At 72.2% G+C, this 12,190-nt stretch carries 13 protein-coding genes; 10 read left to right on the top strand and 3 right to left on the bottom strand.

Annotation, left to right across the window (positions count from 1 at the left end; genetic code table 11):
- The first annotated feature begins 62 nt into the window (after nt 1-62).
- The 3 genes from AB0E07_RS03745 to AB0E07_RS03755 all read left to right on the top strand — a co-directional run bounded on the left by AB0E07_RS03745 (nt 63) and on the right by AB0E07_RS03755 (nt 5,265).
- Nucleotides 63-1,805 carry a phospholipid carrier-dependent glycosyltransferase gene (locus tag AB0E07_RS03745; RefSeq protein WP_362246037.1) on the top strand — a complete coding sequence of 581 codons (1,743 nt, stop codon included), beginning with the start codon at nt 63-65 and terminating at the stop codon, nt 1,803-1,805.
- Nucleotides 1,806-1,890: 85 nt separating this feature from the next.
- Nucleotides 1,891-3,510 (top strand): penicillin-binding transpeptidase domain-containing protein, encoded by a 1,620-nt coding sequence (locus tag AB0E07_RS03750; protein ID WP_362246039.1) that lies wholly within the window; start codon nt 1,891-1,893, stop codon nt 3,508-3,510.
- A 99-nt stretch (nt 3,511-3,609) separates the two neighbouring features.
- Entirely contained in the window at nt 3,610-5,265 is a 1,656-nt protein-coding gene (locus AB0E07_RS03755) for a penicillin-binding transpeptidase domain-containing protein (protein WP_362246041.1), read from the top strand.
- A gap of 24 nt (nt 5,266-5,289) precedes the next feature.
- Here the strand turns inward: AB0E07_RS03755 and AB0E07_RS03760 are convergent, their stop codons facing one another.
- A complete protein-coding gene (locus tag AB0E07_RS03760) occupies nt 5,290-5,649 on the bottom strand; it encodes an SsgA family sporulation/cell division regulator (RefSeq protein ID WP_362246043.1) in 360 nt (119 codons plus the stop codon).
- Nucleotides 5,650-5,815: 166 nt separating this feature from the next.
- Between AB0E07_RS03760 and AB0E07_RS03765 the strand changes: the two genes are divergently transcribed.
- From AB0E07_RS03765 to AB0E07_RS03790, 6 genes are all read left to right on the top strand, one after another.
- Entirely contained in the window at nt 5,816-6,868 is a 1,053-nt protein-coding gene (locus AB0E07_RS03765) for an energy-coupling factor ABC transporter permease (RefSeq protein WP_362246045.1), read from the top strand.
- A gap of 1 nt (nt 6,869) precedes the next feature.
- A complete protein-coding gene (gene cbiQ, locus AB0E07_RS03770; RefSeq protein ID WP_362246047.1) occupies nt 6,870-7,631 on the top strand; it encodes a cobalt ECF transporter T component CbiQ in 762 nt (253 codons plus the stop codon).
- Nucleotides 7,619-8,386, top strand: coding sequence for an ABC transporter ATP-binding protein (locus AB0E07_RS03775; protein ID WP_362246049.1), 768 nt, complete (start codon nt 7,619-7,621; stop codon nt 8,384-8,386). Before cbiQ ends, AB0E07_RS03775 begins: the two co-directional genes overlap by 13 nt.
- A gap of 10 nt (nt 8,387-8,396) precedes the next feature.
- Entirely contained in the window at nt 8,397-8,864 is a 468-nt protein-coding gene (locus tag AB0E07_RS03780) for a MarR family transcriptional regulator (RefSeq protein WP_362246051.1), read from the top strand.
- Nucleotides 8,865-8,988: 124 nt separating this feature from the next.
- The gene (locus tag AB0E07_RS03785; RefSeq protein ID WP_362246053.1) at nt 8,989-9,435 is read left to right on the top strand and encodes an organic hydroperoxide resistance protein; all 447 of its coding nucleotides are present in this window, start codon (nt 8,989-8,991) and stop codon (nt 9,433-9,435) included.
- A gap of 44 nt (nt 9,436-9,479) precedes the next feature.
- Complete coding sequence (locus AB0E07_RS03790) at nt 9,480-10,658, top strand: serine hydrolase domain-containing protein (RefSeq protein ID WP_362246055.1); 1,179 nt, start codon at nt 9,480-9,482, stop codon at nt 10,656-10,658.
- Nucleotides 10,659-10,674: 16 nt separating this feature from the next.
- On the opposite strand, the gene AB0E07_RS03795 is transcribed toward AB0E07_RS03790, so the two are convergent.
- The gene (locus tag AB0E07_RS03795) at nt 10,675-10,950 is read right to left on the bottom strand and encodes a DUF1876 domain-containing protein (protein ID WP_362246057.1); all 276 of its coding nucleotides are present in this window, start codon (nt 10,948-10,950) and stop codon (nt 10,675-10,677) included.
- A 90-nt stretch (nt 10,951-11,040) separates the two neighbouring features.
- Complete coding sequence (locus AB0E07_RS03800) at nt 11,041-11,538, bottom strand: YbaK/EbsC family protein (protein ID WP_362246059.1); 498 nt, start codon at nt 11,536-11,538, stop codon at nt 11,041-11,043.
- Between the two features lie 193 nt (nt 11,539-11,731).
- Between AB0E07_RS03800 and AB0E07_RS03805 the strand changes: the two genes are divergently transcribed.
- Nucleotides 11,732-12,160, top strand: coding sequence for a hypothetical protein (locus AB0E07_RS03805; protein ID WP_362246061.1), 429 nt, complete (start codon nt 11,732-11,734; stop codon nt 12,158-12,160).
- The last annotated feature ends 30 nt before the right edge of the window (nt 12,161-12,190 follow it).

Below are 12,190 nucleotides of genomic sequence, written 5' to 3' on the forward strand. Positions count from 1 at the left end.
GTTTCCATCCTCGCAGGCGCCGTGCACGGGACTCCCACAGCGCGGTTCCCTACGATGGCGCGGTGACCAGTACCGCGTCCTCCATGGACACCCGGCAGGACAAGACGCCGCACGACCAGCGGCCGTCGTGGCAGCAGCGGCTGCGCCGTTTCGGCTACACGGCGGGGCCCGCGAGCGACGTCCGCGACCGTCTGAACCCGCCGTACGCGCAGCCGGGACCGAGAATGTGGTCGGTGCTGGGGCTGCCGCCGGTGCTCACCGACCGGCTCGCGCGCTGGTCGGGCTGGGGCGGTCCGCTGCTGGTCACGCTGTTCGCGGGCGTGCTGAGGTTCTGGAACCTGGGCAGCCCCAAGGCGGTGATATTCGACGAGACGTACTACGCCAAGGACGCCTGGGCGCTCGTCCACCGCGGCTTCGAGGTCAACTGGGACAAGAACGCCAACGACCTGGTGCTCCAGCTCGGCGACAAGGTCGACATCCCGACCGACGCGGCGTACGTGGTGCACCCGCCGGTCGGCAAGTACGTCATCGGCCTCGGTGAGCTGGTCTTCGGCTTCGACCCGTTCGGCTGGCGGTTCATGACCGCGCTGCTCGGCACGCTCTCGGTGCTGATGCTGTGCCGGATCGGCCGCCGGATCTTCCGCTCGACCTTCCTCGGCTGCCTGGCGGGCGCGCTGATGGCGGTGGACGGGCTGCACTTCGTGATGAGCCGCACCGCGCTCCTCGACGGTGTGCTGATGTTCTTCGTGCTGGCCGCGTTCGGCTGTCTGGTCGTCGACCGCGACCGGGCCCGCGAGCGGCTCGCCGCCGCGCTGCCCGCGGACGCGAACGGCATGGTCCGCCCCGACGCGCACACCGCCGACACGCTCGGTCTGGGCCTGCGGCCCTGGCGCTGGGCGGCGGGCCTGATGCTGGGCCTGGCCCTCGGTACCAAGTGGAACGGCCTGTACTTCCTCGCCGCGTTCGGCCTGCTGACGGTCCTGTGGGACGTCGGCTCCCGCAAGGTGGCGGGCGCCCGCCGCCCCTACCTGGCGGTCCTCAAGCACGACCTGGGACTGGCGTTCCTGGCCACCGTGCCGGTCGCGATCGTCACCTACCTGGTCTCCTGGACGGGCTGGATCCTCTCCCCCACGGACGGCTCCGGCGGCTACTACCGCAACTGGGCCGCCACCGACGGCAGGAACAGCGACTGGTCGTGGCTGTTCCCCGACTGGCTGCGCAGCCTGTGGCACTACGAGACGCAGGTGTACGACTTCCACGTCGACCTGTCCTCGCCGCACACCTACCAGTCCAACCCCTGGAGCTGGATCGTCACCGGCCGCCCGGTGTCGTACTTCTACGAGTCCCCGGCCCCCGGCAAGGACGGCTGCCCGGCGGACGCGGGCGAGAAGTGCGCGCGCGAGGTGCTGGCCATCGGCACGCCCCTGCTGTGGTGGGTGGGCTGCTTCGCCCTGCTGTACGTGCTGTGGCGCTGGTTCTTCCGCCGCGACTGGCGCGCGGGCGCCATCGCCTGCGGCATCGTGGCCGGCTACCTGCCCTGGTTCTTCTTCCAGGAGCGGACGATCTTCTTCTTCTACGCCGTCGTCTTCCTGCCCTTCCTCTGCCTGGCCGTGGCGATGCTGCTCGGCGCGCTCACCGGCCCGCCGGGGTCGAGCGAGCTGCGCAGGGTGACGGGCGCGACGGGCGCGGGCGTCCTGGTCCTGCTGATCGCCTGGAACTTCATCTACTTCTGGCCCCTCTACACCGGCACCTCGATCCCCATCGACAGCTGGCGGTCGCGGATGTGGCTCGATACGTGGGTCTAGCAACAATCCGGAAACACCCGCCCCCTCCGTCACAGCCCGCTCCTAGAGTGGCGGGAACCAATGGGGACACGGGGAGGACTGCCCAATGGGCAAGGGGGTCAAGGCCGCCGTCATCGGCGGTGTGTTCGCGGTGATGGTGGGCGGTGCCGGATACGGCGCCTACAACGTCGTGTCGGCGGTGGGCGGTGACGGGGGCGGCCCCGCGGCGGTGAAGACCGGGCCGCCGAGCGGGGACGAGGTCGAGGAGACCTCGGAGGAGTTCTTCGCCGCCTGGGAGAAGGGGCAGGCGTCCGAGGCCGCCTCGTACACCGACTTCCCGCAGGAGGCGACGGCGCTGCTGACCGCCTACGGCGAGGCCGCGCACATCACGAAGGTCGACATCACGCCGGGGACCGCGAACGGCGGGGTCGTGCCCTTCTCCGTCGCGGCGACGGTGTCCTACGACGGGAAGGCGAAGCCGCTCGCCTACGACAGCGAGCTGAAGGTCGTGCGCGGGGAGACCTCCGGGCGGGCGCTGGTCGACTGGGACCCGTCCGTGGTGCATCCGGAGCTGAAGAAGGACGACACCCTGGTCACCGGTGAGTCGGCGAGCCCGCCCATCGAGGCCGTGGACCGCGACGACCAGGTGCTCACCAAGGCGAAGTACCCCTCCCTCGGTCCGGTCCTGGACACCCTGCGCCAGCGGTACGGCGACAAGGCGGGCGGCACGCCCGGGGTCGAACTGGTGGTCAGGCACGCGGCGGAGGGCGTCGCCGACACCCCGCTGCTCACCCTCGCCGAGGGCGAACCGGGCAAGCTGCGCACCACCCTGAGCGCGCCGGTGCAGGCCGCCGCCGAGAAGGCGGTGAAGGACTACCCCGAGTCGTCGGTGGTGGCCGTGAAGCCGAGCACGGGCGAGGTGCTGGCGGTGGCGAACCACCGTGCGGACGCCTTCAACGCCGCCTTCGAGGGGCAGGTGGCACCCGGCTCCACGATGAAGATCATCACGGCCGCGATGCTGATCGACAACGGTGTCACCTCGATGAACGGTCCCGCGCCCTGCCCGGACTCCGCCACCTGGCAGAGCCAGACCTTCGGCAACCTCCCCGGCCTGGCGGCCAACGAGGGCGCCACGCTCGCGGACACGTTCATGCGCTCCTGCAACACCGGCTTCATCAAGCTCGTGGACGAGGAGCCGCTCACCGACTCCTCGCTGACGGCGGAGGCCCAGCAGCGGTTCGGGCTCGGCCGGGACGACTGGAAGACCGGCATCAGCTCCTTCGACGGCAGCGTGCCCGCCTCGACGGGGCCGGACCGCGCGGCCAACGCGATCGGCCAGGGCCAGGTCCAGATGAGCCCGCTGAACATGGCGTCCGTCACAGCCACCGCGATCACCGGAACCTTCCGGCAGCCGTATCTCGTCTCCCCCGACCTGGACGGACGGGAGCTGGCCACCGCCGACGGACTCCGGGCGGACACCGCGACCCAGCTCAAGCAGATGATGCGGCTCACCGCCACGCAGGGCACGGCGAGCACGGTGATGTCCGGTCTGGGCGGCGACATCGGCGCGAAGACCGGCTCGGCGGAGGTGGACGGGAAGGACGCCAACAGCTGGTTCACCGGTTTCCGTGATGATGTGAGCGCGGCGGCGATGGCGGTGTCCGGCGGGCGCGGCGGCGAGGCGGCGGGCCCGATCGTGCGGGCGGTGCTGGCCGCGGGTGGCTGACGTCACGTGACCCGCCCGGGACTCTAGGGTGGTGCCGTCGTTGGGCTGACGAGACCGGACCCGGGAACCCCCGGGGATTGCGCGGAGGACTTGAGGACAGTGGGCAAGAGAAGGCGCGTCGCCGAGCGACGGAAGACGAACCCCGCCGTGCTGGTCGGCGGGACGATCGCCGCGGTCGTGGCCGGTGCCGGGGTCGCCGCCTACGCGCTGCTCGGCGGGGACGCCGAGGACCGCACCGAGTCGGCCAACGACACCAAGTCGGTGAAGACCGGCCCGCTGTCCGCCAAGGAGGTCGCCACCGCCTCCCGGACCTTCCTCGGCGCCTGGCAGGAGGGCCGCGTCGCCGCCGCCTCCGGCGGCACGGACGACGCGGCCGGCGCCCGCAAAGCCCTCACCGGGTACTTCAAGGACGCCCGCGTCAAGGACGTCACCCTCACCGCGGGCACCGCCACCGGCGGCAAGGTCCCGTTCTCCGTCAAGGCGACGGTGAAGTTCGACAAGCTCAGCAAGACGCTGGCGTACGACAGCGCGCTGACCGTCGTACGGCGCGCGGGCGACGGCGAGCCCGTCGTCCGGTGGCAGCCGTCCGTCGTGCACCCCGACCTCAAGGACGGCGACCGCCTGGTCACCGGCGAGGCCGGGACACCGCCCGTCAAGGCGCTCGACCGGGACGGCGGCGAGCTGACGACCGCGAAGTACCCCTCGCTGGGCTCGATCCTGGACTCCCTGCGCGAGAAGTACGGCAAGACCGCGGGCGGCGAGGCGGGGGTCGAGGTGCGGGTGGTCCGCGGCAAGGAGGCCGAGTCGGCGGACAAGACCCTGCTGGAGCTGAGCAAGGGCACCCCGGGCACGGTCGAGACGACGCTCGACCCCGCCCTCCAGGCCGCCGCCGAGGAACAGGTCGCCAAGAAGGCCCGCTCCTCGGTGGTCCTGCTGCGCGTCTCCACCGGCGAGATCCTGGCCGCGGCGAACGCCTCCCGGGGCTTCAACACCGCCTTCCAGGGCTCCCTCGCACCCGGCTCCACCATGAAGGTCATCACCTCCTCGATGCTCATCGAGAAGGACCTGGCCTCGGCGAACGCGGCCCACCCCTGCCCCAAGTACTTCACCTACGGCGGCTGGAAGTTCCAGAACGACGACAAGTTCCAGATCAAGGGCGGCACCTTCAAGGCGAGCTTCGCCCGCTCCTGCAACACCGCCTTCATCAGCCAGGCCCCCGAGCTGGACGACGACAGCCTGACCGAACAGGCCCAGCAGGTGTTCGGCCTCGGCCTGAACAACTGGGCCGTGGGCGTCTCCACCTTCGACGGCGCCGTGCCCGTGCAGTCCAAGGCGCAGATGGCGGCCGAGCTGATCGGCCAGGGCGGGGTGCGGATGAACCCGCTGAACATGGCGTCGGTCTCGGCGACGGTGAAGGCGGGCGTCTTCCACCAGCCCTACCTGGTCTCCCCCGAGGTGGACGGCCGGCAGCTGGCGACGGCCGCGCGCGCGATGTCCGCGGACACGCTGGCGCAGCTGCGCGAGCTGATGGCGTACACGGCCGCGTACGGCACGGCGGCCGAGGCGATGGCCGGGGTGAGCGGTGACGTCGGCGCGAAGACCGGCTCGGCGGAGGTCGACAACCAGAAGAAGCCGAACGGCTGGTTCACCGCCTACCGGGGCGACGTCGCGGCCGCAGGGGTCGTGCAGGCGGCCGGGCACGGCGGCTCGACGGCGGGTCCGATCGTGGCGGCGCTGCTGAAGCTGGCCGACTGACGCGAGCCGCTCCCGCCCGGCGGCTCAGTGGTGCACGGGGTCGGCGGCCGCGATGTAGGTGCGGCGAAGGAACCGCAGCAGTGCCTTGCTGTCGAACTGCACGACCGAGACGCCCTGCGCGGAGTGGAACTCCACCACCGCCTGGACCCGGCCGCACGGCCACACGCGGACCTCTCCGCTGCCGGCCGGGGCACGCAGGCCCTGCTCCAGCAGGTCCCGGTCGAAGGTCCACTCGTGCGCCCCGGGCAGTCCGAACCGCACCGACCGGGGGTCGAGTTCGGGGTCGTAGCGCAGGACCACGGGGACCGCGTCACGGTCCTCCTGTATGAGGACGTCGGTGTCCGTGACGATGTGGGCTCGCGCGTACTGTTCGACTACGGACATCGGACGGCCCCTCACACTCAGCGACCTGAACGAAAGCTGTGGATCCGCTTTCTCTCCAATGTCGCATATTTCCCGGGGGGCGCCTCCGGAGCCGGGAGTCATCCGCCGTTTCTTTTCGGTCACACGCTCTTGCAAACCGTTCGCAACAAGCCACTATCATCGAACGGTGCATGTGCCTGACGGATTCATAGACGCCCCCACCTCGGTCGCGACCGGAGCGGTCGCTGCCGCCGCGGTCGCCGTGAGCCTGCGCGGCGCCCGCCGCGAGCTCGACGAACGCACCGCCCCGCTGGCCGGCCTGGTCGCCGCCTTCATCTTCGCGGTGCAGATGCTGAACTTCCCCGTCGCGGCGGGGACCAGCGGCCACCTCCTCGGCGGCGCGCTCGCCGCCATCCTCGTCGGTCCCTACACCGGCGTGCTCTGTGTCTCCGTGGTCCTGCTCATGCAGGGTCTGCTCTTCGCCGACGGCGGCCTGACCGCGCTCGGCGTCAACATCACCAACATGGCGATCGTGACGACGGTCGTCGCCTACGGCCTCTTCCGCGCGCTGGTGAAGGTGCTGCCGCGCACCCGTCGCTCGGTGACCGTCGCCTCCTTCGTCGCCGCGCTGGTCTCCGTCCCGGCGGCGGCGCTGGCCTTCACGCTCATGTACGCGATCGGCGGCACCACCGACGTCTCCATCGGCAAGGTCGCCGGTGCGATGGTCGGCGTGCACATCCTCATCGGCATCGGCGAGGCGGCGATCACCGCACTGACCGTCGGCGCGGTGCTCGCGGTCCGCCCGGACCTCGTCTACGGTGCCCGTGACCTGCGCGAACGCCTCCAGCTGCGGGTGAACGGCGAACTCATCGACGCGCCCGAGCCGGAGACCGAGCCGGCGCCCGTCGCGGCGCGCACCTCCCGGCGCACGCTGTGGATCAGCGGCCTGGTCACCTCGCTCGTCCTCGCCGGCCTCGTCAGCTTCTACGCCTCGGCCGACCCCGACGGCCTGGAGAAGGTCGCCACCGACAACGGCATCGACGAGAAGGCCGAGGAACACCACTACGCCGACTCGCCGCTCGCGGACTACGGCGTCAAGGACGTCGACAACGCCCGGCTCTCCGGCGGCCTCGCCGGTGTGATCGGCGTCGGCGTCACGGTCGTCGCGGGCACCGCCGTGTTCTGGTCCGTGCGCAGGCGCCGCGGGGAGGACGTCTCCCCCGCGAGCACGAACGTCTGACATGGGTGCCGGGCACGCGCACAGGCTCTACCGGCACGGGCACTCGCCCGTGCACGGTCTGCCGCCGCACACCAAGCTCGCCGCGACCTTCGCGTTCGTCCTGGTCGTGGTCTCGACCCCGCGCGAGGCGATGTGGGCGTTCGGCGTGTACGCCGCGCTCCTCGCCGGGGTGGCGTGCCTGGCCCGTGTGCCGGCCGGCTTCCTGCTCAAGCGGCTGCTGATCGAGGTGCCGTTCGTCGCGTTCGCGGTGCTGATGCCGTTCGTGGCGGAGGGCGAGCGGGTCGAGGTGCTCGGGCTCTCGCTGAGCGTCAACGGACTGTGGGGCGCCTGGAACGTCCTGGCCAAGGGCACCCTGGGCGTCGCCGCCTCGGTGCTCCTGGCGTCCACCACCGAACTGCGGGAACTGCTGCTGGGCCTGCAACGGCTGAAACTCCCGCCGCTGCTGGTCCAGATCGCCTCCTTCATGATCCGCTACGGCGATGTCATCACCGACGAGATGCGGCGCATGAGGATCGCCCGTGAGTCGCGCGGGTTCGAGGCGCGCGGGGTGCGGCACTGGGGGGTGCTCGCGAAGTCGGCGGGCGCCCTGTTCATCCGCTCCTACGAGCGCGGCGAGCGGGTGCACCTGGCCATGGTCAGCCGCGGGTACGCCGGCGCCATGCCCGTCATCGACGAGGTGACCGCGTCCCGGGCCCAGTGGACGCACGCGTTCGCCCTCCCCTTCGCCGCCCTCGTCGTATGTCTGCTGGGATGGACGCTGTGACAGCTTCTCTGGAGGTCTCCGGCCTCGCCTACGCCTACCCCGACGGCCATCAGGCCCTGTTCGGCGTGGACTTCTCCGTCGGCCGCGGCGAACGGGTCGCGCTGCTCGGCCCGAACGGCGCCGGCAAGACCACCCTCGTACTGCACCTCAACGGCATCCTGACCGGGGGCACCGGTACCGTGCGGGTCGCGGGGCTGCCGGTGGGACGCGCGCACATGGCGGAGATCCGGCGCCGGGTCGGCATCGTCTTCCAGGACCCCGACGACCAGCTCTTCATGCCGACGGTCCGCGAGGACGTGGCGTTCGGCCCGGCGGCGGCCGGGCTGAAGGGGGAGGAGCTGGAGCGGCGGGTGGACAAGGCGCTGGACCAGGTCGGCATGGCCGCGTTCAAGGAGCGGCCGCCGCACCACCTCTCCTTCGGACAGCGCCGCCGGGTGGCCGTGGCGACGGTGCTCGCCATGGAACCGGAGATCCTCGTCCTGGACGAGCCGTCCTCCAACCTCGACCCGGCCTCGCGCCGTGAACTCGCCGACATCCTGCGCTCGCTGGACGTGACCGTGCTGATGGTCACCCACGACCTGCCCTACGCGCTGGAGCTGTGCCCGCGCGCGCTGGTCCTGAGCGAGGGCGTGATCGCGGCCGACGGCGCTACGGCCGAGCTGCTCTCCGACGGCGAGCTGATGCGCGCCCACCGGCTGGAACTCCCCTTCGGCTTCGATCCGCGTTCGGTGCCGGCGCCCGGGGCCCGTCCGTGACAATGGGCGGGTGACGAGCCACGAAGACGGCGCCGCCGGATCCCTGCTGCTGGACGAACAGCTCTGCTTCGCGCTGTACGCGGCCCAGCGCGCGGTGACGGCCGCGTACCGGCCGCTCCTGGACGAGCTGGGGCTCACCTACCCGCAGTACCTGGTCCTGCTGGTGCTGTGGGAGCGGGGCGAGACCACCGTGAAGGAGCTGGCCGGGGCGCTGCGGCTGGACTACGGCACGGTGTCGCCGCTGCTCAAGCGGCTCCAGAGCGCGGGGCTCGTACGCCGGGAGCGCGCGGCGGACGACGAGCGCTCGGTGCGCGTGGCGTGCACCGGGCGCGGCGAGCAGCTGAGGGAGCGCGCGGCGCGGGTGCCGGGCGCCCTGCTGGCCTCGACGGAGCTGGACGGCTCCGAGGCGGCGCGGCTGCGCGAGGAGCTGTGGCGGCTGACCGAGAAGGCACGGGCCGCCGCGGACCGCGCGCCGTAGCGGCCCCGACCGGCGCCGGGGCGTTACCGGCGGTCTCCACCCCCTGCCCGCGCACCCCTCCCTACCGGCAAGTACCTTGTGCACGATGTACTTGTGCACTCGCTAATTCCGGGGGAGGCCGAACTTGACCGAGGACACCGCCGTCGACACCCGTCCCACCAAGATCATGTATGTCGCCGAGGCCACCGCGCACGGCGGCCGGGACGGCTATGTGACCAGCCAGGACGGCCACCTCCAGCTGCGGGTCGCGATGCCCGCGCAGCTCGGCGGCGACGGCAACGGCACCAACCCCGAGCAGCTCTTCGCCGCCGGCTTCAGCTCCTGCTTCCACAACGCGCTGGTCCTGGTGGGACGCCGGTCCGGGCTGGACCTCACCGGCTCCACCGTCGCCGCCAAGGTCGGCATCGGCCCCAACAAGCAGCGCGGCTACGGGCTCGCGGTCGCCCTCAGCGTCTCCCTGCCGGTCCTCGACGCCGACGTGGCGGCGAAGCTGGTGGACGCGGCGCACGAGGTCTGCCCCTACTCCAACGCGACCCGCGGGAACATCGACGTGACGATCCTGCTTGGGTGAAGCAGCGGGGATCGGCACCGGGTGGCGGGCGAGGGAGTACGGACGTGGACGTGAACGGCACAGTGGCCGAGGGCTTCGAGCCGGTCGGCGAGGCGTTCGCGCGGAACTTCGAGACGCTCGGCGACCGGGGCGCCGCGGTCGCCGTGTACCGGGACGGGCAGAGGGTCGTCGACCTGTGGGCCGGCACCCGGGACGTCGACGGCACGGAGCCCTGGCGGCGCGGCACGGCCCAGGTCGTGCGCTCGGCGACCAAGGGCGTCGCCGCCGCCGCGGCGCTGGTGCTGTGGCAGCGGGGCCTGCTGGACCTGGACGCCCCGGTGGGCGAGTACTGGCCGGAGTTCAAGGCGCGGGGCAAGGAGCGGGTGCTGGTCCGGCACGTGCTCGGGCACCGGGCCGGACTGCCGGTGCTGGACCGGCCCCTCACCCCCGAGCAGGCGCTGGACCCGGCGCTCGGCCCGGCGGCGGTAGCCGCCCAGGCACCCGCCTGGGAGCCGGGCACCGATCACGGCTATCACGCGCTGACCTACGGCTGGATGCTCGACGAACTGGTGCGCCGGGTCACCGGTAGGGGCGCCGGGGAGTGGATCGCGGCGGAGATCGCCGGTCCGCTGGGCGCCGAGTTCTGGCTCGGGCTGCCCCCCGAGGGGGAGGCCGCGGGCCGGGCGGGCCGGGTCGGCCGCATCGAGGGTCCGGAACCGGCCCCCGGAGCCGTCCTGCGGGCCCGCCCCAAGCGCGCGGTGACCGACGCCTACGCCGACCCCGACTCCCTGACCCGCCGGGCCTTCGCCGCGATCACCCCGTTCCCGGACCAGAACGACCCCGCGTACCGGGCCGCGGCACTGCCCGCCACCAACGGCACCGCCACCGCCGACGGGCTGGCCCGCGTGTACGCGGCGCTCATCGGCGAGGTGGACGGCGTACGGCTCTTCCACCCGGCCACGGCGCAGGCCGCGCGCGCCGAGGAGTCGGCCGGGCCGGACCGGGTGCTGGTCGTGAACACCCGGTTCGGCCTCGGCTTCATGCTGCACGGCGGCGCCTCGCCGTTCCTCTCGCCGGACTCCTTCGGCCACCCCGGCCGGGGCGGCTCCCTCGGCTTCGCCGACCCGGCCTCGGGCATCGCCCTCGGCTATGTCACCAACGGCTTCCGCAAGACCGTGACGGCCGACCCGCGGGCCCAGGCGCTGGTCCGCGCGGTGCGCGTGTCCCTGGAGCGGGGCGCCTGACCTCCCGACCTCGGGCTCACACGTGGATCGGGTGCGAGGTCCGCCCCGACGCCGCGTCGATCTCGCCGTGCGCCTTCGACAGCAGTTGCATGGCGAGTTCGTTCAGGGCGCGGGCCGCCGCGATCTCCTCACCGACCCGTGGCTGGTTGGAGTCGCTGTGGTGACGGCTGGCCGCCCCGTGGCCCCGCATCTCGGAGCCGTCGGGCAGCCGGACCATCGCCGCCGCCCGCGTGTGCTGCTCGTCCTCCCGGAACTCCATGTCGACGTGCCATCCCACTGTGGTGTGCATCATGACGATCACCTCCGGAACACCTGCTTCCAGGGTGCTCCTCCAGCCCCGTCCCCCACCACCGCAGACACCGTTCCCGGACGAGCCGCACTCTCAGGCGGTGCGCTCGCGCACGTCCGTCAGGGTGGCGCCGGCCTGGGCGACGAGGGCCTTGGGTTCCATCGGGAAGACCGTGTACGGCGTGCCGGCGGCGGCCCACACCACGTCGTGGTCGAGCAGCGAGCGGTCGGCGAGGACCCGTGTCCTGGTCCGGTGCCCGAAGGGCGGCACCCCGCCGATGGCGTACCCGGTGGTCTCCCTGACCACGTCGGCCCTGGCCCGGGTCACCTTCTCGGCGCCGAGTTCCCGCCGCACCAGCTCCATGTCGACCCGGGACGCCCCGTCCATCAGGACCAGCACCGGCTCGCCGTCCACGGCGAAGATCAGGGACTTGCAGATCTGGCTCAGCTCGCACCCGATGGCGGCGGCCGCCTCGGCGGCGGTGCGGGTGGCGTCGGGGAAGCGGCGGACGCGGGCGGTCAGTTCGGCGAGGCCCAGTTCGGCGAGGGCCTCGGCGAAGCGGGGGTGGGCCGCGGAGTCGGAGGAGGTCATGAACCGAACGCTAACGGCGCGTGCACACCGCACGCGACCGGCTTAACGGCGTTTTCGTCATCTTCCTTTCAAATCAGGGGTGTTGGAGGATCGGCGCATGACATAGCAGAGACCGGACACGCCCCCGCAGGCCGATGACGCCGTCGCCTACCTGGAAGCCCTGCACGGCCGGCTGGCCGCCGACGGGACCCCGGTGGTCTTCGAGGTGTGGGACGGCCTGCCGGTCCTCGTCGGCAGCCGCGCGGACCGCAAGGCCGGCTGGTTCGGCACCCGGACGAAGCTCTTCGTCCACGCCGCGGCGGTCCCCTCGGTGGACGCCGAGCTCCTCGCCCGGTTCACCGCGCACGCCCTGGCCCACGCCAAGAGCCTGCGTGGCGGGATCCCCGGCGCCCGCAACGTGGTGACCGCCCTGCCCGCCCTGATCAGCACCGACGTCCACCCCTCCGCGGTGCGGTTCGCCGCGCGGGACGCGCAGATGCTCGACACCTCGGTGGTCGGACGGCCCGTCGTCGTCCAGGTCGGCCCCGGCGTCCGGCGGACCACCCTGTACCGGGGCCAGGTCCCCTGGGGCGGGCTGTTCACCCGTCACGTCCTGCGCAAGGCGGACCTGTACTTCCCGTGAGCGGGCGGATCCGCTCATGAGGAAGCCGGT

Source organism: Streptomyces sp. NPDC048002 (assembly GCF_040653275.1).
Classification (GTDB): Bacteria; Actinomycetota; Actinomycetes; order Streptomycetales; family Streptomycetaceae; genus Streptomyces.

What these genes read in the sequence shown, in the direction of transcription:
- AB0E07_RS03750 (WP_362246039.1), top strand. Translation starts at nt 1,891, where the DNA reads ATGGGCAAGGGGGTCAAGGCCGCCGTCATCGGCGGTGTGTTCGCGGTG.
- AB0E07_RS03760 (WP_362246043.1), bottom strand. Translation starts at nt 5,649, where the DNA reads ATGTCCGTAGTCGAACAGTACGCGCGAGCCCACATCGTCACGGACACC.
- cbiQ (WP_362246047.1), top strand. Translation starts at nt 6,870, where the DNA reads ATGGGTGCCGGGCACGCGCACAGGCTCTACCGGCACGGGCACTCGCCC.
- AB0E07_RS03775 (WP_362246049.1), top strand. Translation starts at nt 7,619, where the DNA reads ATGGACGCTGTGACAGCTTCTCTGGAGGTCTCCGGCCTCGCCTACGCC.
- AB0E07_RS03795 (WP_362246057.1), bottom strand. Translation starts at nt 10,950, where the DNA reads ATGATGCACACCACAGTGGGATGGCACGTCGACATGGAGTTCCGGGAG.
- AB0E07_RS03800 (WP_362246059.1), bottom strand. Translation starts at nt 11,538, where the DNA reads ATGACCTCCTCCGACTCCGCGGCCCACCCCCGCTTCGCCGAGGCCCTC.